This is a genomic window from Acidimicrobiia bacterium, assembly GCA_035651955.1.
Classification (GTDB): domain Bacteria; phylum Actinomycetota; class Acidimicrobiia; order IMCC26256; family JAMXLJ01; genus JAMXLJ01.
This window is the reverse complement of the sequence record DASRES010000004.1, coordinates 1-20,222: the sequence shown is the minus strand read 5'-3', so window position 1 is coordinate 20,222 and position 20,222 is coordinate 1. Positions and strand designations below refer to the sequence as shown.

Here is a 20,222-nt window from a genome sequence, read left to right as displayed (position 1 = left end):
CAGCGCATCGGAACGGCGCGTCCCTCGCGGGCGCGCCGTTCCGCGTCCGGCGCGAGACGAGGGAGAGGCCTGGTTGCCATCGCACGACCGGGCCCACTAGACACGGCCCCGGATGGAGTTCGGGATCTTCAACAGCCTCTACCTCCCGCATCACCTGCGCGACGCCGACCCGCAGCACGCGGAGCACAACCGGTTGCGCGACGAGATCGAGTGGACGAAGGCCGCCGACCGCGCCGGGTTCAAGTACGCGTGGGCGACCGAGCACCACTTCCTCGAGGAGTACTCGCACCTGTCCGCGAACGAGTCGTTCCTCGCGTACGTCGCGGGCGTGACCAACCGGATCCACGTCGGCTCGGGCATCTTCAACATCACGCCGCCCGTCAACCACCCCGCGCGTGTCGCGGAGCGCGTCGCGGTCCTGGACCACCTCAGCGGTGGACGGTTCGAGTTCGGCGTCGGCCGCGGCTCGTCGACGACGGAGCAGCGCGGGTTCGGCATCGAGGACCCCGAGCTGACGAAGGCGATGGTCGACGAGGTCCTCCCGCAGTTCGCGCGGATGTGGCGCGAGACGAGCTACTCGTTCGACGGTCGCTTCTTCTCGATGCCGGCGCGCAACGTGCTGCCGAAGCCGTACACCGATCCGCACCCACCGATCTGGATGGCGGCCGGCAACCCGTCGACCTTCGAGAAGGCGGCCCGCATGGGTGTCGGCGTCCTGTGCTTCACGATGGGCTCGCCAGAGCAGCTGAAGCCGCTGATCGAGGTCTACAAGCGCGAGATCGAGCACGCGGAGCCCGTCGGCGACTACGTCAACGACAACATCATGGTGACGAGCCAGATGCTGTGCCTGGAGGACGGGCAACGCGCGCGTGACATCGCGTGCAACATGACGTCCGGGTACCAGAACAGCCTCGTGTTCCGGTATCTCGACACGTTCCCGAAGCCGCCCGGCATCCCGACCTGGCCCGAGCTGATCCCCGAGCCGACCCCGGAGCGGCTCGAGCAGGGCATCCGCGCGGGGACGGTCTGCATCGGCACGCCGGAGGAGGTCGACCGCGCGGTCTCCACGTACGAGGCCGCGGGTGCCGACCAGCTCGTGTTCGGCATGCTGTCGACGACGATGCCACTCGACATCGCGATCGAGGCCGTCGAGACGTTCGGACGTCAGGTCCTGCCCGAGCACGACCGGGACCCGGTGCACAGCACGCGGCGGCAACGCGAGGCGCAGCTCGCGGCGCGTCACGCGTAGCCGGCATGCTCGACGGCGTCCGCGTCCTCGACTGCACGCGCGGGATCCCGGGTGCGTACTGCACCAAGCTGCTCGCGGACGCGGGTGCCGACGTCGTCAAGGTCGAGCCCGACGGCGGCGACCCCTTGCGGCACTGGACCGCGTCGCACGTCGGCCTGGCCGACGGCGACGACGGCGCGCTGTTCCGGTTCCTGCACACCTCCAAGCGCTCGGTGACCGCGGCCGGCGGCTGGCTCGACGGCGCCGACCTCGTCGTCGAGAGCGGCGACCTCGACGTCGACGCGCTGCGGCGCGCGCGTCCGGACCTCGTCGTCGTCTCGATCACGCCGTTCGGGCGCCGCGGTCCGTGGGCGGGCCGTGCTGCGACCGAGTTCACGCTGCAGGCCTGGTGTGGCTCGACGGGAGCGCGCGGCCGGTTCGACGAACCGCCGTTGTCCGCGGGCGGGCGCATCGGCGAGTTCGTCGCCGGGACGTACGCCGCCGTCGCGGCGGCGGCGCTCGTGCGCGTGCGTGAGCGCACGGGCCGCGGCGACCACGCCGACGTCTCGATGCTCGAGGCGATGTCCGTCACGATGAACACGTACGCATCGGTGTTCGCGGAGTTCCTCGGCTGGCCCGACATCCGCGGGCCGGCGCGCACGATCGAGATCCCGTCGATCGAGCCGACCGCGGACGGCTACGTCGGCTTCTGCACGATCACCGCGCAGCAGTTCCAGGACTTCCTCGTGCTCATCGAGCGCCCCGACCTGCTCGACGACACCGACTTCGCGTCGTTCGCGGGCCGGACCCGGCGCATGGACGAGGCACTCACGACGATCCACGCGTGGACCACCAAGCACACGACCGCCGAGATCATCGACCACGCGTCGCTGATGCGGATCCCCGTCGCCCCGATCGGCAACGGCGAGAACGTCACGCGCTTCGACCACTTCGTCGAGCGCGGCACGTTCGTGCGCCACCCCGGGCGCACGTGGCTGCAGCCGCGCGTGCCATACCGGATCAGCGGCCTCGAGCCGCGCCCGTTCACGGAGCCGCCACGAGTCGGCGAGCACGACAATGACGCGCCCTGGCCACCGCGCGCACCGGAGGAGAGCGACGCGCGCGACCGCCGCCTCCCGCTCGACGGAGTCCGAGTGCTCGACTTCACCGCGTTCTGGGCGGGGCCGTCGGCGACGCACATGCTCGCGGCGCTGGGTGCGGACATCGTGAAGGTCGAGTCGATCCAGCGTGTCGACGGCATGCGGTTCTCGTCGACGCGTCCACCGAACGTCGACCAGTGGTGGGAGTACGGGCCCGTCTTCCACGGCGCGAACGTCAACAAGCGCGCGATCACGCTCGACCTGGGACGCGACGAGGGAGTCGCGCTCGCGAAGCGGCTGATCGAGCAGTGCGACGCCGTCGTCGAGAATTTCACGCCGCGCGTCATGGACGGGTTCGGCCTGACGTGGGACGTCGTGCACGCGACGAACCCGCGCGCGGTGATGGTCCGGATGCCCGCGTTCGGCCTGGGCGGTCCGTGGCGCGACCGCCCCGGCTTCGCCCAGACGATGGAGCAGATCAGCGGGATGGCGTGGGTGACCGGGTTCCCGGACGGCGCGCCGCTGATCCCCCGGGGCGCATGCGACCCGCTCGCGGGCATGCACGCGGTGCTCGCGTTCCTGCTCGCGCTACGCGACCGCGAGCGCACGGGCGAGGGCCATCTCGTCGAGGTGACGATGGTCGAGGCCGCGCTGAACGTCGCAGCCGAGCAGGTCGTCGAGCACGGCGCGTACGGCGTGCTGCTCGGCCGCGAGGGCAACCACGGCCCGGGCGCCGCGCCACAAAACCTCTACGCCGTCGCGGGGGAGGACGAGTGGGTCGCGCTCGCGATCGCGGACGACGAGCAGTGGCACGCGCTGCGCACCGTGCTCGGCGATCCGGAATGGGCGCGCGACCCGGCGCTCGACACGATGGACGGGCGCCGCCGGTCCCAGCATCTCGTGGACGACGAGCTCGCCCGTTGGTTCGCAGGACGCGACCGCGACGACACGGTCGCGGCGCTGCTCGACGCCGGCGTCCCCGCCGCGCCCGTCCTGCACCCGCGGGAGATCCAGCACAACCCGCAGCTCCAGGCACGCCGCTTCTTCGAGACGATCGAGCATCCCGTCGTCGGCAGCTACGAGATCCCGACCGTGCCCTTCCGCTTCGCGAGTCGCGGCGACGAGCCGTGGATGCGACGCCCACCGCCCGTCGTCGGCCAGCACAACGACGAGGTCCTCGGCGAGCTGCTCGGCCTCGACGACGCCGAGCGCGCGCGCCTGCGCGACGAGAAGCTGATCGGCGACCGCCCGCTCGGCGTCTGACCCGTCCGCCCCACGGTTCTGTGAAGCGTCAGACACACATCGTGTGCATGACGATTCACAGAATGCGTGGCGCGCGTCAGTAGCCGGCCGCGACGTCGACGACGCCGAGCATCGGCGCGCGCTGCTGGTACCGCTGCAGGTTCTCCGTGAACACGCCGAGGAGCAGATCGGCGGCGTCCGGCATGCTCCACGAGATGTGCGCGCTGAGGCGCACCTTCGGGTGCGAGTAGAGCCAGTGCCCCTCGGGCAGCGGCTCGGGATCGACCGTGTCGAGCGACGCGCGGGCGACCGTGCCGTCGTCCAGCGCGACCCGCAGCGCGTCCTGGTCGACGAGCGCGCCACGCGCGATGTTCACCAAGTGCACGCCGGGCTTCATCGCCGCGAACGCGGCCGGGTCGAGGAGGTGGTGCGTCTCGGGCGTCGCCGGCGCGGTGACGACGACGTGATCGGCGTCGCGCAAAACGTCCTCCAACGACCCGACGACGTCGACGCCCTCGACCGGCGACGGCGAATCCGTGCGCCGCAGCGCGCGCACGCGCATCCCGAACGCCAGCGCGCGCTCCGCGACCGCGGTGCCGATGCCGCCGAGACCGATCAGCGCGAGCGTCCGGCGGTAGAGCGTGCCGAGCTGACCGCCGACCGGGAAGTTCCAGTGCTGCGGCTTCTCCGTGATCCACGCGTCCGGCAACCGCTTCTCGAACGCGAGCATGACGGCGAGGACCCACTCGGAGATCGGGATCGCGCTCGCGCCGCGTGAGCACGTGAGCAGCCGGCCGTCGAGCGTGTCGAGCGGGAAGTGGTCCACGCCCGTGCCGAACGCGTGGACCCAGCGCACGCCGTGCCCGAGCACGTCGGCGATGTTGTCGCTCCCGCGCGCCGCGGTGAGGAGGACCTCGCCCTGCGCCTCGTCGGGGACCGGTCCCGTGCCGGGGACCACGGTCGTCGTCACACCCGGAACCGCGCGCTCGATCCGGCGCGCGATGTCGTCACCGAGCTGGCAGAGGACGTTCACCGCTCGACGCCCGGCGGGTCGAGCAGCCGGCGCCCCGCGGTGAACCCACCGTCGACGGGCAGCGCCACGCCGGTCACGAACGAGGCGTCGTCACTGGCCAGGAACAGCGCGGCCGCCGCGACCTCGTCCGCTCGGCCGCGCCGGCCCATGGGGTGCCAGTTCGTGAACCGGTCGAGCACGTGCTGGAGACCGGGGTCGTGGAGCATCGCGGTGAGCGGGGTGTCGATGAGGCCCGGGCACAGGCAGTTGACCCGCACGCCGGACGGCGCGAAGTCGACGGCCATGTTGCGCGTGAGCAGGATCACGCCGCCCTTCGACGCGTTGTACGCGGCCTGCCCCTGGAACCCCTCGATCCCCTCGATGCTCGCGAGGTTCACGATGCTGCCCGAGCGCTGCTCGAGCATCGTGGGCACGACGTGCTTCGACACGAGGAACGTGCCCGTCAGGTTGATGCCGATGACGCGCTCCCACTCGGCCGCGTCGATCATGTCGACAGAGCCGGCGGTCGCGACACCCGCCGCGTTCACGAGCACGTCGATCCGGCCGAAGCGCGCGACGACGTCGCGCGCCATCGCGGAGACCGCGTCCTCGTCGCGCACGTCGCCGGTCCAGCACGCGGACTTCGGCGCGGCCTGCTCGACGGCGCGCCACTGCTCGGCCGGCGGCTCGTTCACGTCGAACCCCGCGAGGGTGGCACCCTCGGACGCGAAGCGCGTCGCGCACGCGTTCCCGATCCCCGACGCCGCGCCCGTCACGAGCGCGACCTTGCCATCCAGTTGCCCCATGGCCGGGCAGACTACCGACGCGACGGTCAGTCCGGGACGTGCGGCCCGGCGCCGACGTTGGGATCCGCGGCGAGCTCCGCGTCGAGATGCTCGAGACCCTGATCGAGCGGCGCGAGCGCGCCGAAGCGCGCCAGCATCACCAGCCCGTACGCGACGAGCACGACGCCCGCACCGCCGATCGTCACCCGCAGCCCGACGAGGTCCGCGAGCCAACCCTCGATCAACGCGCCGAACGGCACGCCCGCGAGCAGTCCCATCAGGTAGATCGACAGCACGCGACCGCGGTACGTCTCGGCGACGCGGATCTGTGTCGACGTGTTGAGCGACACCGAGATCATGAGGTACGCGACGCCCATGAAGAACAGCGCGGCGAGACCGAGCCCGTACAGCGGCGTCCCGGCGAGCGCGAACACCGACGCGGTGTAGACGGCGAGGCCGGTCATCGCCATGCGCGAGCGCAGCACGCGGTCGCCGTACACCGACATGATCAACGCGCCGAGGACCGCGCCGGCTCCAAACATGCCGACCAGGAGCCCGTACTCGGCCTTGCCGACGTGGAACTGCTGGTCCGCGATGGCCGGCGCGAGCTGGATGATCGCGCTGCCGAAGAAGGACACGACGGAGATCGTCACGACGGCGAGCAGGAGCGAGATGCGCGCCCGCACGTACGCGAGCCCGGCCCGGAAGTGCTCCAGGTAGCTGGCGGTCGGTGCCTCGACCGGGGCGGGGCGAGGATGCACGAGCAGCAGCGCGCCGATCACGAGCAGGAACGACAGCGCGTTCGCCATGAAGCTCGTCGCGGGACCGAACGCGGCGAGCACGAGGCCGGCGAGCATCGGTCCGAACGCCCGCGCACCGGTGAACTGCATCGAGTTCAGCCGGACCGCTCCGAGCATCGTGTCACGTGGCACGAGCTGCGGGACGAACGACTGCCACGACGTGATGTTCACGCCCGACGCGACGCCGTAGACGAGCAGGTGCACGAGGAGCACCCACGGCGACGCGACACCCGCGACCCACACGGCCCAGAGCGAGAACGCGACGACCATCTGCGCGCTCTGGGTCACGAGGATGATCGCCCGGCGCGAGAAGCGGTCGGCGAGCGAGCCCGACCACGGACCGACGACGAGCGCGGGGAAGAAGTTCGCGAACGCGGCGATGCCGAGCCACGCGCCGGAGCTCGTCATCCGGTACAGGACGTACGGCACCGTGATGCTCTGCATCCAGCTGCCCGTGTTCGAGACGATCGCGGCGGTCCAGAACAGCGCGAAGTCGCGGTACCGGAAGGCGAGGAACGCGTGACGGAGACCGAAGGGGCGCTCCTCCGCGTCCCGGGCGCCCGCCGCGGCCGCCGTCGTCACGCGCCGAAGCCCTCCAGCATCCGCGCCACGTCGCCCGTGCCGGCGGGCATCGGCGTCAGCACGCCGTCGTCCATCACCTCGTCGAAGTGGTCGCGCACCGACTCGGGCGTCATGGCGCGGTCGCGCCGGCCGTCGGTCACCGCCAGCACGACACGCCCGATGTAGCCGCCGCCCACGCTGAAGCACTCGCCCGTCACGCCGCACGACTCGTGCACGAGCCACGCGACGAGCGGCGAGATCATGTCGGGCGACAGCCAGTCGAAGAGCGCGGGCGACGCCGGGATCGGGCCGAAGCCACCGGGTCGCGTCTTCGCGTTCGGTGCGACGACGTTCACGTTGATCCCGTGCGCGCGCCCTTCCAGCGCGAGCACACGGGTCAGCCCGACGACGCCCATCTTCGCGGTCGCGTACGCGGCCATGTTCGGCACGCCCCACAGACCCGCGCCCGACGACACGTTGACGACCCGCCCGAAGCCCTGCGCCTGCATGTGCGGCCACGCAGCGCGAGTGACGTTGAAGTGCCCGCCGAGCTGTGACGCGAACACGGCGTCGACGAGCTCGGGGCCGTAGTCCTCGAACGGGGCCTGGCGCACGACGCCGGCGTTGTTCACGACGACGTCGACGCGGCCGAACGCGTCGAGCGCGGTCGCGACGATCGCCTCGCCGCCCTCGGGCGTCGCGACCGACTCGGTGCTGGCGACGGCGACACCCGGGCCCTCGGTGCGCCCGATCTCGTCGACGACCTCGTGCGCGGGATTCGTTACCGGCGCGGCACCCGACCCGTCGGTGTCGCTGATCGCCACGCCGACGTCGTTCACGACGACCCGCGCGCCACGCGCGGCGAGCAGGCGCGCGTACGCACGGCCGAGGTTCCGGCCGGCGCCGGTGACGATGGCGACCCGGCCGTCCCACCGCAGCTCGTCCATCACCCTGGTCTACCCCATGCCGCCGGAGGCGGGCCGAGGCCTCAGGCTGTAGAACGTTGGGCCGTGGACGTACGCGAGATCGCGACCGGGCTGGCGTTCCCCGAGGGACCCGTGGCGCTGACCGACGGCAGCGTCCTCGTCGTGGAGATCCGCCGCGGGACGCTCACCCGGGTGACACCCGACGGCGGCGTCGACGTCGTCGCGGACCTGGGCGGCGGACCCAACGGCGCCGCGATCGGACCCGACGGCGCGGTCTACGTCTGCAACAACGGCGGGTTCACGTGGACCCAGCTCGGCGATATCCACGTCCCCCTCGACCTGAAGACGGGGAGCAACGAGCCACCCGAGTTCGCCGGCGGCTGGATCGAGCGCGTCGACCTCGCGACGGGCGCGACGACGGTGCTCTACCGCGAGTGCGGCGGTCACCGGCTGCGGAGCCCGAACGACATCGTGTTCGACGAGACCGGCGGGTTCTGGTTCACCGACCTCGGCAAGACCCGCGCGCGCGACGTCGACCGCGGCGGGCTCTACTACGCGCAGCCCGACGGGTCGTCGATCGTCGAGGTCGCGTACGGCCTGTGGGGGCCGAACGGCGTCGGCCTCTCTCCCGGCGGTGACCGCGTGTACGTCGCGGAGAGCTTCACGGGCCGGCTGGTCGCGTGGGACCTCGACGGGCCGGGCCGCGCCCGCGACCGGCGCGGCACGTGCGTCGCCGCGACGCGTTCGCACTTCGACTCGCTCGCAGTCGAGGCCGACGGCACGGTGGTGGCTGCCGCGCTACCGGACGGGCTGTGTGCGATCACTCCCGACGGCGCGCGCGTCGAGTACACCGCGCTCCCCGACCCGCTGACGACGAACATCTGCTTCGCGGGCGACGACGCGCGCACGGCGTACGTCACGTTGTCCGGGTCGGGGCGGCTCGTCGCCATCGACTGGCCGCGTCCCGGTCTGCGGCTCGCGTTCGACGCCTGACCGACGCCACGGAGTGTCCCGCATGCCGACGATGGCAGAGCTGTTCCGCGACCGTGCCCGCGACGAGCACACCGCCATGCTCTTCGAGGACGACTCGTGGACGTACGAGGAGCTCGTCAGAGCCGCGGCGGAGCGGGCGTCGTTGCTTCGTGCCGTGCTGCGTCCGGGCCCGCCGCACGTCGGCGTGCTCCTCGACAACGTTCCCGAGTTCCCGATGTGGCTGGGCGCGGCCGCGCTCGCCCGCGCCACCGTCGTCGGGATCAACCCGACGCGACGCGGCGCCGAGCTCGCGCGCGACATCCGCCACGCCGACTGCCAGCTCGTCGTCACCGAGGCCGCGTACCGGCCGCTGCTCGACGGGCTCGACCTCGGGCTCGGCGACGAGCGCATCCTCGTGGTCGACACGAGCGAGTACCGCGCGCAACTCGGGTCGCACGCAGGTGCACCCGTCGGCGGTGACGACGCCGATCCCGGCGACCTCTACCTGCTCTTGTTCACGTCGGGCACGTCCGGCGCGCCGAAGGCGTGCCTGTGCTCGCAGGGCCGCCTCGCCCGCATCGGCCAGATCGTCGCCAAGAACTACGCGCTCGAGGCCGACGACGTCGTCTACGAGGCGATGCCGATGTTCCACTCGAACGCGCTGATGGCCGGCTGGGCGCCGGCGCTCGCGGGCGCCTGCACCGTCGCGCTCCGGCGGAGGTTCTCGGCGTCCGGCTTCCTCCCCGACGTGCGCAACTTCGGCGTCACGTACTTCAACTACGTGGGCAAGCCGCTCTCGTACATCCTCGCGACGCCGGAACGACCGGACGACGCCGACAACACGCTCCGGCGCGTGTTCGGCAACGAGGGGGCCGAGCGCGACATCGAGCGCTTCGCGAAGCGGTTCGGTTGCCACGTCACGGACTCGTACGGCAGCACGGAGGGTGGCGCGGTCGTGCAGCGCGTCCCCGGTCAGCCGCCGGGCTCGCTCGGCAAGGCGCCCGAAGGCACGGTCGTGCTCGACCCGCAGACGGGCCGGGAGTGCCCGCCCGCGCGCTTCGACGACGCCGGCCACCTCCTGAACCCCGACGAGGCGATCGGCGAGCTCGTCAACAAGCTCGGCGCGCTCGGGTTCGAGGGCTACTGGAAGAACGACGACGCCAACGCGGCGCGCGTGCGGGACGGTTGGTACTGGACGGGCGACCTCGCGTATCGCGACGCGGACGGCTGGTTCTACTTCGCGGGCCGCGACTTCGAGTGGCTGCGCGTCGACGGTGAGAACTTCGCCGCGGCGCCCATCGAGCGCATCCTCGAACGCCATCCCGACGTCGTCCTCGCCGCCGTGTACGCGGTCCCGGCCGTCGACGTCGGCGACGAGGTGATGGCCGCGCTGCAGCTCCGCCCCCGCGCGACGTTCGACCCCGACGCGTTCCTCGCGTTCCTCGACGCGCAGGAAGACCTCGGGACGAAGTGGGCGCCGCGGTTCGTGCGCCTGATGGAGGAGCTGCCCGTCACGCAGACGAGCAAGGTCCTGAAGCGTGCCCTCCGCCGGGATCGTTGGGAGACGGGCGACGAGGTCTGGTGGCGTGCCGACAAGCACGGACCGTACCGCCGGATGACGCACGAAGACGTGGCCGCGTTGCGCGACGAGTTCGCGCGCCGCGGCCGGAGCGACGCGCTCGAGGCGGTGTGATGCTGGACGGGCGGGTCGCGGTCGTGACGGGCGCGGGGCGAGGCATCGGGCGCGCGGAGGCGCTGCGTCTCGCGGCGTACGGAGCGCGGGTCGTCGTCAACGATCTCGGTGTGGCGACCGACGGGAGCACGACGAGTGAGACGCCCGCCGACGAGGTGGTCGGGGAGATCCGCGCCGCGGGCGGTGACGCGATCGCGGACGCCAGTGACATCTCGCGTGTGGACGGCGGCGAGGGTGTGGTGCAGGCCGCGCTCGATCGCTGGGGGCGCGTCGACGTCGTCGTGAACAACGCGGGGATCGGCCGCCCGCACATGGTGTTCAACATGGAGCCGTCCGAGTGGGACGACGTGCTGCGCGTCCATCTCGGCGGCACGTTCGCGGTGACCCGGGCCGCGTGCCGCTGGTGGCGGAGCGAGGCCAAGGCCGGACGGGGCGAGGGCGGCCGCGTCGTGAACACGTCGACCGGTCTGTTGCTGTACGGCGGCGCCGGGCAGTCGAACTACGTCGCTGCAAAGGCGGGCGTGATCGCGTTCACGGAGGCGGTCGCGACGGAGATGGCGCCGTACGCCGTCACCGCGAACGCGGTCATGCCGTCGGCCCGGACCCGGTTGGCTGCGATCGGCTGGCGCATCGACCGGTCCCGTGAGCGTGAGGAAGCGTTCGACCCGACCGACCCGAACCACGTCGCCGAGTTCGTGTGCTACCTCGCGTCACCCGCGGCGGCGTGGATCAGCGGTCAGACGTTCCAGGTCCGGGGCGGGACCGTCGAGCACGTGCGCACGTGGGAGGTGGACACGCACGTCGAACGGCACGACGCCGGCTGGACCGTCGCCGACCTCGCGCACGAGATCCCCCGCATGTTCGGTGCCGGCGCCAAGCGGGCCGACCCGCCGCCGAAGGAGTGGCAGGACCAGTACCGGTCCCGCGGCACGTCGGCGACCGCGCCGCCCTCCTGATTGTCGGCGGCCGGCGGCTACCGGTCGACGCCGAGGATCAGCGCGCTGGTCGGGACCATCGTGCCCGCGGTGACGAGGACGTGCTCGACGTCGGGCACCTGGTTCACCGACGTGCCGCGCACCTGGCGCACCCCTTCGGCGATGCCGTTCATCCCGTGGATGTACGCCTCGCCGAGCTGCCCACCGTGCGTGTTGACGGGGAGGCGGCCGCCGAGCTCGATGTTGCCGTTGGCGACGAAGTCCTTCGCCTCGCCGCGCGCGCAGAACCCGAACTCCTCCAGCTGCGGGAGCGCGAGCGGCGTGAAGTGGTCGTAGATGACCGCGGTCTGGATGTCCTCGGGGCCGAGACCGGTGGTGTTCCACAGCTGCCGCGCGACGAGCCCCATCTCGGGCAGGCCCGTGATCGACGGGCGGTAGTAGCTCGTCATCATGTCCTGGTCGTCGCCCGCGCCCTGCGCGGCGCTGTTCACGATCGCGGGCGGGTGCGGGAGGTCACGCGCGCGTTCGGGCGTCGTCACCAGCAGCGCCTGCGCGCCGTCGCTCTCCTGGCAGCAGTCGAGCAGGTGCAGCGGCTCGACGATCCAGCGCGACGCCTGGTGGTCCTCGAGCGTGATCGGCTGCTCGTAGAACCACGCCTTCGGGTTGGTCGCGGCGTGCTTGCGGTCCGCGACCGCGATGCGCCCGAAGTCCTCGCTCGTGGCGCCGAACTCGTGCATGTAGCGACGGGCGAACATCGCGACCCATTGCGCGGGTGTCAGGAGCCCGAACGGCGAGTACCACGAGAAGTGCGCCATCTCGGCGTTGGCGACGGGCGCGCGGCCCTGCACGCCCGCCCCGAAGCGGTTCCCGGAACGCTCGTTGAACGCGCGGTAGCACACGACGTAGTCGGCGACACCGGCGTTGACCGCGAGGACGGCCTGCTGCACGGTCCCGCACGCCGCGCCGCCGCCGTGGTGGACCCGCGAGAAGAAGGTGAGCTCACCGATGCCCAGGCTGCGCGCGATCTCGATCTCGGGATTGGTGTCGGCCGTGTACGTCACCATGCCGTCGACCTGGTCGGGCCGCAGCCCGGCGTCCTCGATCGCGGCCTGCACGGCCTCGCACGCGAGCCGCAGCTCGCTGCGCTCGGAATTCTTCGAGAACTCGGTCGCGCCGATGCCGACGATCGCGCCCGCGTCCTTCAACGAGTTCCGCTCGCTCACGCATCGCCTCCTGCGCGCGGGAGCGTCAGCGTCACGGTGCCCGAGACGTGGTCACCGAGCTCGTTCGCGCCGCGCACCGCGACCTCGACGACGCCGTCCTCCTTCTTGGTCACGGTGCCCGTCATGTGCATCGTGTCGCCCGGGTAGTTGGGCGCGCCGAGCCGGATCGACACCTTCTTCAGCACTGCGTCCGGGCCGGCCCAGTCGGTGACGAACCGGCCGACGAACCCGTTCGTCGACAGGATGTTCATGAAGATGTCCTTCGAGCCGCGCATCTGGGCGAGCCCGGGATCGTGGTGCACGTCCTGGTAGTCGCGGGACGCGATCGCGGTCGCGACGATGAGCGAGCGCGTGAGCTCGACGTCCAGCGGCGGCAGCTCGTCACCCACGCTGACGTCGTCGTAACGGAGCCCGGTCGCGTTGAACGTCATCGTCATGCTCCCGTCGCCGCGATCGTCCGCCCGAGGCGCGCGAGCGTGACGCTCGCGCCGCCGAGCGTGTCCTCGATCTGCTTGCCCCAGAGGAAGTACCGGTGGATCGGGTAATCGACGTCCGCGCCGAGCCCGCCGTGCAGGTGCTGCGTCGTGTGCACGACACGCTGCCCGGCGTCGGACGCCCACCACTTCGCGACGAGCACCTCGCGGGTGGCGTCCATCCCCTCGGACAGCTTCCACGCGGCCTGCCACATCGTGACGCGCATCGCCTCGGTGTCGATGTACGCGTCCGCGGCCTTGAGCGCGACGCCCTGGAACGTCGACAACGGCTTGCCGAACTGGTGCCGGTTCGACGTGTACTCGGCCGCCATCCGGACCGCGGTCTCCGCGACGCCGACCTGCAGCGCACACAATCCGACGAGCGCGCGATCGACGACCCACTCGAGGACCGTCGTGCCGTCACGGGCGTCGTCACCGCCGAGGATCTCCGCCGGCGCGGCAGTCAGCTTCAGGTGCGCGACGCGCTCGCGGTTCGTCGTGACGGCAGGCGTCACGTCGACCCCGCGCCCGCGCGCGTCGACCAGGAACACGCCGACGGCACCGGGCTCGTCCTCCATCAACGCGGGGACGAGCATCCAACGCGCCACGTGGCCCGCGGGGACGGACGGCTTGCGGCCGTCGAGGCGCCAGCCGTCGCCGCTGCGTGACGCGACCGCGGCCGGCGAGAACGGGTCGTTGGCACCCGGCTCCGAGAGCGCCGCGGTCAGGATCGTGTCGCCCGCGACGACGCCCGGCAGGATGCGCTCGCGCTGCTCCGGCGACCCGAACTGCGCGACCGGCAGCGCGCCGAGTACGAGCGTGGGCCACAGCGGGACGGGCGCGACGGCCCGACCCTGCTGCTCGAGGAGCAGGCACAGCTCGACGATCCCGAACCCGCTGCCCCCGGTGTCCTCCGGGAGCGCGATGCCGAGCAGGTTCGCGTCGGCGAGCGCCTGCCACAACGCTCGGTCGACACGCTCGTCGCTGCGCTCGACCTCCTTCACGCGCTCGACGGTCGCGTGCCCTGCGAAGATCTGCTCCGCGAGGTCACGTACCGCCTGCTGCTCTTCGCCGAAGCTGAAATCCACCGCTACTTCCCCGCGGGCCTGAACGCGGGCAGCGTGAGCTCGTCGTCGTACGCGACGAACTCGACCTGCACCGGCATGCCGATCGCGATGTCACCCGGTTCGACACCGACGAAGTCGGCGACGAGGCGCGTGCCCTCCGCGAGCTCGAACAACCCGACCGGCAGCGGGTAGTCGAACGCGGGCACCTGCGGGTAGTGGTTGACGACGAAGCTGTAGACGGTCGCTTGTCCGCTCGCCTCGACGGTGTCCCACTCGTACGAGCCGCAGTGCGGGCACACCGGCCGGGGCGGGTGCCGGAGGGTGTGGCAGCTCGCGCACCGCTGGATCAGGAGCTTGTGCTCCTTCGCGCCGTCGAAGAAGAACGCGTTGTCCTGGGTGATCGCGGGACGCGGTCGCGGCGGACGCTCGGCGGCCGGCTTCGCCGCCTGCCGGCCCGTGCCCGGCTTGAACTTGAGGATGCGGAAGCGCATCGTCCCGACGAGGTTGCCGTCGGGGTCGGTGTAGCGAACGAGCGTCGTCACGAAGTGCCCCACGCCGAGACCGGTCTGCTTCTCCTCGCTGACGGACTCGACGGTCGTCGTCGTCGAGAGATGCAGGCCGAGGTGGAGCTCCTGGAAGTACTCCTGCTCGCAGTTCGTCGCGACGACCGACGTGAACCCCGCGCCGTCGAGCAGGCCCATGAGCTCCTGCTGCACCGCGCTGCCGCCCGCGGTCGGCCGGAAACCGCGCATCACCCACGCCTGCAGGCTGACCGGCGGCGCGATGACACCGCCGTGCACGGAGCGGGCGGCCGCCTCCGCGTCGACGTAGACCGGGTTGGCGTCACCGATCGCCTCGACCCAGTGCCGGATCATCGCCTGGTTCACGGGATCCGCGCCCCGTTCGGGCGGGCCGTACTCTCGCCCCTCGAACGACCTCAGCTCGGCGAGGAACGCTTCCTTCTCGTCCTCGGCGACCGTCGCCACTCGACCTCCTATCGCGCGGTGCGGGCCATGCCCAGCCCGACGGCGGCGACGATCTCGCGCTGCACCTCGTTCACGCCGCCGCCGAACGTGTTGATCTGCGCGGCGCGCGCGGCGCGCTCGAGCTCACCGTGCAGCACCGCACCCGGCGACCGGTCCGGAAGGTAGGACGCGGCGCCGAGGATGCCGAGCAACGTGCGGTACACGTCGATGAGGCACTCGGTGCCGTACACCTTGACCGCGGAGGACTCCGCCGGCGTCAGCGTGTCGTTCGCGACCGCGCTCGCCATCCGCCAGTTGAGGAGCTTCATGGCCTCGAGCCGCGCGTGCGTGCGCGCGAGGTCCATCTGCACCCACGGCAGGTCGATCATGTTCAGCCCGTCGCCGCGGCCCGACTCGGTCTCCCGGCACCAGCGCTCGGTGTCGTCCCACAGGCGATGGGTCAGCCCGCCGAGCGCGGCGAGCCCGACGCGCTCGTGGTTGAGCTGGTTGGTGATGAGCCGCCAGCCGCCGTTGACCTCGCCGACCACGTTGTCCTTCGGGACGCGCACGTCGTCGTAGTAGGTCGCCGTCGTGACGACGTCGCCGACCGTCACGATCGGTGTGCACTTGAACCCGTCCGACGCGGTCGGGACGATGATCATCGAGATGCCCTTGTGCTTGGGCGCGTCGGGATCGGTGCGGCACGCGAGCCAGATGTAGTCGGCCTGGTTCGCGCCGCTCGTGAAGACCTTGTTGCCGTTGATGACCCACTCGTCGCCGTCGAGCACGGCGCGCGTCCGGAGCGAGGCGAGGTCGGTCCCCGACTCGGGCTCCGTGTACCCGATCGCGAAGTTGATCTCGCCCCGCAGGATCCCGGGGAGGAAGAAGTCCTTCTGCGCCTGCGAGCCGAACTTCATGATCGTCGGCCCGACGGTGTTGAGCGTGACGAAGGGGAACGGCGCTCCGGCGCGCTGCACCTCGTCGAAGAAGATGAATTGGTCGGTGGCGTCGCGACCCTGGCCGCCGTACTCCTTCGGCCAGCCGACCCCGAGCCAGCCGTCCGCGCCCATCTGCTTCACGATCGTGCGGAACAGAGGGCTGCCCTCTCCCGGCGGCCCGAGCTCGGCGCGCACCTCGGGAGTGAGCAGGCGACCGAAGTACTCGCGCAGCTCCCGGCGCAGGGCCTGCTGCTCAGGCGTGTAGTCGAGGAACATGAGACCTCCCGGGGAGGCGTGAATCTAACCGCGGGTCAGAGAACCGGGCATCCCGGGTCGGAGCGGGCCACGGCGTCGATCAGCGTGCGAGCCTCTCGCCGACGACCTGCTCGTCCGTGAGCCGCGCGAGCTCCGTGTCGTCGAGGCCGAGCTCGCCGCGCAGGATCTCCTCGTTGTGCTGGCCGAGCGTCGGTGGCCCGAACCGGTGCGGCCGGTCGAGGAACGAGAACCGCATCGGCCAGCCGGGATAGCGGCGGGTCCCGGTCTTCGGGTTGTCGAGATCCTGGTAGTACCCGCGCGCGACGAGCTGCGGCTCGTCGTACAGCTCGTTCGCGCGGAGTGGACGCGCCACGGGGATGCCGAGCGGTCGGAGCGCGCCGACGACGTCCGCGGCCGCACGCGTCGCGGTCCACGCCGCGAGTCGCTCGTCGAGCTCGTCGTGACGCTCGCGGCGCCCATCCTGCGTCTTCAGTGCCGGGTCGACCGCCCAGTCCGGCTCGTCGAGCGCGCGCACGAGCCGCGTCCAGTCGTCGTCGTCACGCACCGAGATCGCGACCCAGTCGGACGGCGTCGCGCCGGGTGCGCCGCCGTCGCCCGCACACGGGTAGACGCCCTGCGGCGCGCACCGCCGGTCGCGGTTCCCGTCCCGGTGCGCGACCCGGCCGTTCATCACCCAGTCGACGACCTGCTCGACGGTGAGGTTCACGCCCACCTCGAGCTGCGCGATCTCGATCATCTGGCCCTCGCCGGTGTGTTCGCGGTGCGAGAGCGCGGCCTGGATCGCGACGGCTGCGTGCATCCCGATGACCGGGTCGAGGAACCCGCCCGGGTTCATCGGGCGGTCGGGCCGACCGGTGACCGCGCACATCCCGCTCGCCTGCTCGATCCCCATCGCCCAGCCGACGTAGTCGCGCCACGGCCCGGCGAGCCCGAAGCCCGGCATGCGGACCATGATCACGTCGTCGCGAAGCGCGCGGAGCTGCTCGTAGCCGAGCCCGAACTGCTCCACGACACGCGCGGAGAAGTTCTCCACGACGACATCGGCGGTCACCAGCAACCGTTCGAGCAGCTCGCGGCCGGCGGCACGGGTGAGATCGAGCGTGACGTCTCGCTTGTTCAGGTTGGTGGCCTGCCAGATGCCGCTCCGGTCGTAGTAGTCGTCCCCCTCCTGCGGGAAGGCGCCCGAGAACCGGAAGCCGTCCGGTCGTTGCACGGACTCGACCTTGATGACGTCGGCCCCGAGCGCGCCGAGATAGAGGCTCGCGTAGGGGCCGGCCCAGAACGTCCCGAGATCGACGACCCGGATGCCGTCGAACGGCAGCGCCGGCGTCGCACGCGCGCGGTCCTCGCCCGTCGCGCGTCGAGGCTGGACGGCTTCCGCAGCGTCGTCGGACCCGAGTCGCGGCGCCGCGTTCCGCAGCACCGCAGGGGTGCGCCCGAGGCGCCACGCCGGTCCCGGGAGCGTGAGCGACGAACCGGGCTCGTCAACGAAGAACCGCCGCTCGCGGAACTGCGCGTTCTCGACGAGCGAGCGGCCGTCCGCGACCGGTGCCGCGGGGATGCGGAACGCCTGGCTCAGCTCGACGATCTCCTCGACCGTCCGCTCGTCGAGCCACGGCTGCAACGTCGCGTAGAAGCGGTCGAGCTCCGGTCCGCCCCAGCCGATCTCGGTCTGGCGGCCCGCGAACTCGTCGGCACCGACCATCGCACACACGTCCTGCCAGTGCTGCCCCGTGAGGCAGTTGATCCCGACCCAGCCGTCGCGGCAGCGCACGATGCCGGGGAGCGTCGAGTGACGCTGGTCGGGCGGCGGCAGCCCGAGCGCGCGCAGGCTCGCGTCGAACAGCATCGGGTACGCCAGCGTCCCCACCAGGCACTCGAACGCCGACAGGTCGACGACGACCGGCTCCTCGCGCGCCCGCGCGGCGCGCGCGGCGGTGAGCGCGGAGCACGCCGCGAACGACGCGACGGCGAACTCGGGGAGCCGACCGCCCACCTGCGCGGGCGCGCGCCCCGGAACCCCGTGAGCGGAGACCCACCCGGCCGTCGTCTGGAGCGTGAGCTCGGTCGTCGGCAGATCGCGTGACGGGCCGGTCTGCCCGTACGCGGAGATGCGCACGAGCGCGAGGGCGGGGTTGACGGCGGTGAGCCGGTCCGGCCCGAGGCCCACGTCCTCGAGCGCACCGGCGCCGAGACTCTCGACGACGACGTCCGCGCTCGCGACGAGCCGCTCCACTCGCGTCGCCGCGGCAGGGTCCCGGAGGTCGGCGACGATGCTGCGCTTGCCCGTGTTCAGCGCGCGGAACAGCCCGCCCGTCTCGCGCGCGGGTACGTCGTCGGGAAACGGTCCCCACGCGCGCAGCGTGTCGCCGTCGGGCGGCTCCACCTTGACGACGTCCGCACCGAGGTCGGCGAGCAACCGCGTGGCGTAACCGGCCGCGATCTCGCCGCCGATCTCGATCACGCGCACCCCGGTGAGCGCCTGCGGGCGCTCCGGATCCACGATCACACCCGGTCAGTGTGGGGCAGCACAATTGACGACAATAGAGAGGACACCGTTCGGGCGAGACGGCAACAGGAGGGAGGTCGCGAGCTCGATGCCCGTCGTCATCGGGGTGCTCCTGGCCTTGCTCTGGCTGTTCGCGCTCCGCCGCTGGTACCGGCAGGCGCCGACACCACTCGAGTCCGTCGAGCACCAGCAGCGCGCGCTCGACGCGCTGCAGCACGCGGCGTCGCGCGCCCGCACGCGACCCGGAGCCGAGCACGCGAACCCCTCCGACGTCATCCCCAGCCGCGTCCCGCGTGACTTCCGGGCGCCGCGCTCGTTCGCGCCGATCGCGGTCGCGCTGGTCGGCACCCTCGTCCTGGCCGGCGTCGGCGCCGTCTGGTGGATCGGGCGCTCGAGCAGCAACAAGCAGTCGGCGACGCCGGCGACGTCCGCCACACACCGCCGTGCCGTCTCGACGACCACGACGACCGCACCGCCGACCAGCACGACGACCACGACCGCCCCACCCGCGCTGGCGACGATCACGTCGCAGAGCTCGGGCAGCGTCACGGTCAGCGTCAACCAGCCGTCGTTCACGGTCGCGATCGACGCGAGCGCGCCGTGCTGGGTGCGCGCGCAGCCCGCGCAGCAGGGTACGAATCCGTTGTTCCAACGCACGCTGCAAGCGGGCGAGACGCAGGCGATCCCGGTCACCGGCGGCCTGGATCTGCGCCTCGGTGCCGCGAACAACGTGACGCTCACGGTGGACGGGCAACCGCTCGCGCTGCCGAAGCAGACCGGGCAGGTCCTCTCCGTCACCTTCACCGGGAGCACCAATGGAGCATGACGACCTCGCCCACGAGGATCGCGACGACACGCCGGACGGCCTCGCCGCGCTGCGCAATCGCGGGCGGACGCACGTGCCGCCGAAGCGGTCGGGCAACCTGCACGGCGTCAACGAGGCGCAGCGCTGGGCCGAGTTCGGCCGCTTCGTCGCCGAGCGGCGCGAGGAGCTGGGGCTCGGGCGACGGGCTGCGGCGAAAAGGGCCAAGCTGACCGAGTCGACGCTGCGCGCGCTCGAAGCCGGATACCAGACCGCGTACGGCGGCGTCCGCGTCCTCCCGAACCTCGCGCCCGGCGAGCTCGACGACCTGGCCGCGGCGCTCGAGGTGGACCCCGACGAGCTGCGCGGCCGGCTCGGGCGGCCCGCGCCCCACCTCGTCGACGCGTCACACGCACGGGACACGACCGACGCGCGCGTCGTCGCGCTCGCGCAGCGCATCTCGACGCTCGACGAGCGCGACCGCCAGCTCGTCGAAGCGCTCGTCGACCGCCTGCTGGAGCGCAGCTAGGAGACGGCTGTCGCGGCGAGCGCGCGAGCGCGACCGCCGAACCTGCGCTTTGGTGGAACGGACACCCGAGCGGTGTCGAATCCATCAGAGCTCGGCCGGGGGCGTCAGCTCGAGAGCAGCTCCCGGAACGGCAGGGTCTTGTCGGGGCGCGCCTCCGCGGGAAGGCCGAGGACGCGCTCGCCGATG

General features: G+C 71.9%; 17 protein-coding genes. 7 read left to right on the top strand and 10 right to left on the bottom strand.

What is annotated here, in order from left to right:
* The first annotated feature begins 112 nt into the window (after nucleotides 1-112).
* Together VFC33_01375 and VFC33_01370 are read left to right on the top strand one after the other, a co-directional pair.
* The gene (locus VFC33_01375; GenBank protein ID HZR11875.1) at nucleotides 113-1,249 is read left to right on the top strand and encodes an LLM class flavin-dependent oxidoreductase; all 1,137 of its coding nucleotides are present in this window, start codon (nucleotides 113-115) and stop codon (nucleotides 1,247-1,249) included.
* A gap of 5 nt (nucleotides 1,250-1,254) precedes the next feature.
* Nucleotides 1,255-3,591, top strand: a complete 2,337-nt coding sequence (locus tag VFC33_01370; GenBank protein ID HZR11874.1) for a CoA transferase — start codon at nucleotides 1,255-1,257, stop codon at nucleotides 3,589-3,591.
* A 76-nt stretch (nucleotides 3,592-3,667) separates the two neighbouring features.
* On the opposite strand, the gene VFC33_01365 is transcribed toward VFC33_01370, so the two are convergent.
* From VFC33_01365 to VFC33_01350, 4 genes are read right to left on the bottom strand one after another with little or no spacing between them, the layout of a single operon-like run.
* Nucleotides 3,668-4,603, bottom strand: a complete 936-nt coding sequence (locus VFC33_01365; GenBank protein ID HZR11873.1) for an NAD(P)-dependent oxidoreductase — start codon at nucleotides 4,601-4,603, stop codon at nucleotides 3,668-3,670.
* Nucleotides 4,600-5,388 (bottom strand): SDR family NAD(P)-dependent oxidoreductase, encoded by a 789-nt coding sequence (locus VFC33_01360; GenBank protein ID HZR11872.1) that lies wholly within the window; start codon nucleotides 5,386-5,388, stop codon nucleotides 4,600-4,602. Before VFC33_01360 ends, VFC33_01365 begins: the two co-directional genes overlap by 4 nt.
* 26 nt (nucleotides 5,389-5,414) lie before the next feature.
* Nucleotides 5,415-6,749, bottom strand: coding sequence for an MFS transporter (locus VFC33_01355; protein HZR11871.1), 1,335 nt, complete (start codon nucleotides 6,747-6,749; stop codon nucleotides 5,415-5,417).
* Nucleotides 6,746-7,675: an SDR family NAD(P)-dependent oxidoreductase gene (locus VFC33_01350; protein HZR11870.1), complete on the bottom strand. Its 930-nt coding sequence runs from the start codon at nucleotides 7,673-7,675 to the stop codon at nucleotides 6,746-6,748. The genes VFC33_01355 and VFC33_01350 overlap by 4 nt, the downstream gene beginning before the upstream one ends.
* Before the next feature lie 63 nt (nucleotides 7,676-7,738).
* On the opposite strand from VFC33_01350, the gene VFC33_01345 reads away from it, so the two are divergent.
* From VFC33_01345 to VFC33_01335, 3 genes are read left to right on the top strand one after another with little or no spacing between them, the layout of a single operon-like run.
* Nucleotides 7,739-8,647 carry an SMP-30/gluconolactonase/LRE family protein gene (locus VFC33_01345; GenBank protein ID HZR11869.1) on the top strand — a complete coding sequence of 303 codons (909 nt, stop codon included), beginning with the start codon at nucleotides 7,739-7,741 and terminating at the stop codon, nucleotides 8,645-8,647.
* Nucleotides 8,648-8,669: 22 nt separating this feature from the next.
* Nucleotides 8,670-10,319: an AMP-binding protein gene (locus tag VFC33_01340; protein ID HZR11868.1), complete on the top strand. Its 1,650-nt coding sequence runs from the start codon at nucleotides 8,670-8,672 to the stop codon at nucleotides 10,317-10,319.
* A complete protein-coding gene (locus tag VFC33_01335) occupies nucleotides 10,319-11,275 on the top strand; it encodes an SDR family NAD(P)-dependent oxidoreductase (protein HZR11867.1) in 957 nt (318 codons plus the stop codon). Before VFC33_01340 ends, VFC33_01335 begins: the two co-directional genes overlap by 1 nt.
* A 17-nt stretch (nucleotides 11,276-11,292) precedes the next feature.
* On the opposite strand, the gene VFC33_01330 is transcribed toward VFC33_01335, so the two are convergent.
* The 6 genes from VFC33_01330 to VFC33_01305 form a co-directional block, all read right to left on the bottom strand.
* A complete protein-coding gene (locus VFC33_01330) occupies nucleotides 11,293-12,477 on the bottom strand; it encodes a lipid-transfer protein (protein ID HZR11866.1) in 1,185 nt (394 codons plus the stop codon).
* Nucleotides 12,474-12,914: a MaoC family dehydratase gene (locus VFC33_01325; GenBank protein HZR11865.1), complete on the bottom strand. Its 441-nt coding sequence runs from the start codon at nucleotides 12,912-12,914 to the stop codon at nucleotides 12,474-12,476. Before VFC33_01325 ends, VFC33_01330 begins: the two co-directional genes overlap by 4 nt.
* Complete coding sequence (locus VFC33_01320) at nucleotides 12,911-14,038, bottom strand: acyl-CoA dehydrogenase family protein (GenBank protein HZR11864.1); 1,128 nt, start codon at nucleotides 14,036-14,038, stop codon at nucleotides 12,911-12,913. The genes VFC33_01325 and VFC33_01320 overlap by 4 nt, the downstream gene beginning before the upstream one ends.
* A 2-nt stretch (nucleotides 14,039-14,040) precedes the next feature.
* A complete protein-coding gene (locus tag VFC33_01315) occupies nucleotides 14,041-15,003 on the bottom strand; it encodes a bifunctional MaoC family dehydratase N-terminal/OB-fold nucleic acid binding domain-containing protein (protein ID HZR11863.1) in 963 nt (320 codons plus the stop codon).
* 8 nt (nucleotides 15,004-15,011) lie between these two features.
* Nucleotides 15,012-16,196: an acyl-CoA dehydrogenase family protein gene (locus tag VFC33_01310; GenBank protein HZR11862.1), complete on the bottom strand. Its 1,185-nt coding sequence runs from the start codon at nucleotides 16,194-16,196 to the stop codon at nucleotides 15,012-15,014.
* A gap of 79 nt (nucleotides 16,197-16,275) precedes the next feature.
* A complete protein-coding gene (locus VFC33_01305; GenBank protein ID HZR11861.1) occupies nucleotides 16,276-18,699 on the bottom strand; it encodes a CoA transferase in 2,424 nt (807 codons plus the stop codon).
* A 94-nt stretch (nucleotides 18,700-18,793) separates the two neighbouring features.
* On the opposite strand from VFC33_01305, the gene VFC33_01300 reads away from it, so the two are divergent.
* Nucleotides 18,794-19,531: a DUF4115 domain-containing protein gene (locus VFC33_01300; GenBank protein ID HZR11860.1), complete on the top strand. Its 738-nt coding sequence runs from the start codon at nucleotides 18,794-18,796 to the stop codon at nucleotides 19,529-19,531.
* Nucleotides 19,521-20,036: a helix-turn-helix transcriptional regulator gene (locus VFC33_01295; GenBank protein ID HZR11859.1), complete on the top strand. Its 516-nt coding sequence runs from the start codon at nucleotides 19,521-19,523 to the stop codon at nucleotides 20,034-20,036. The genes VFC33_01300 and VFC33_01295 overlap by 11 nt, the downstream gene beginning before the upstream one ends.
* Nucleotides 20,037-20,222: the final 186 nt, after the last annotated feature.

What these genes read in the sequence shown, in the direction of transcription:
- VFC33_01375 (HZR11875.1), top strand. Translation starts at nt 113, where the DNA reads ATGGAGTTCGGGATCTTCAACAGCCTCTACCTCCCGCATCACCTGCGC.
- VFC33_01370 (HZR11874.1), top strand. Translation starts at nt 1,255, where the DNA reads ATGCTCGACGGCGTCCGCGTCCTCGACTGCACGCGCGGGATCCCGGGT.
- VFC33_01360 (HZR11872.1), bottom strand. Translation starts at nt 5,388, where the DNA reads ATGGGGCAACTGGATGGCAAGGTCGCGCTCGTGACGGGCGCGGCGTCG.
- VFC33_01350 (HZR11870.1), bottom strand. Translation starts at nt 7,675, where the DNA reads ATGGACGAGCTGCGGTGGGACGGCCGGGTCGCCATCGTCACCGGCGCC.
- VFC33_01340 (HZR11868.1), top strand. Translation starts at nt 8,670, where the DNA reads ATGCCGACGATGGCAGAGCTGTTCCGCGACCGTGCCCGCGACGAGCAC.
- VFC33_01335 (HZR11867.1), top strand. Translation starts at nt 10,319, where the DNA reads ATGCTGGACGGGCGGGTCGCGGTCGTGACGGGCGCGGGGCGAGGCATC.
- VFC33_01325 (HZR11865.1), bottom strand. Translation starts at nt 12,914, where the DNA reads ATGACGATGACGTTCAACGCGACCGGGCTCCGTTACGACGACGTCAGC.
- VFC33_01310 (HZR11862.1), bottom strand. Translation starts at nt 16,196, where the DNA reads ATGTTCCTCGACTACACGCCTGAGCAGCAGGCCCTGCGCCGGGAGCTG.
- VFC33_01300 (HZR11860.1), top strand. Translation starts at nt 18,794, where the DNA reads ATGCCCGTCGTCATCGGGGTGCTCCTGGCCTTGCTCTGGCTGTTCGCG.
- VFC33_01295 (HZR11859.1), top strand. Translation starts at nt 19,521, where the DNA reads ATGGAGCATGACGACCTCGCCCACGAGGATCGCGACGACACGCCGGAC.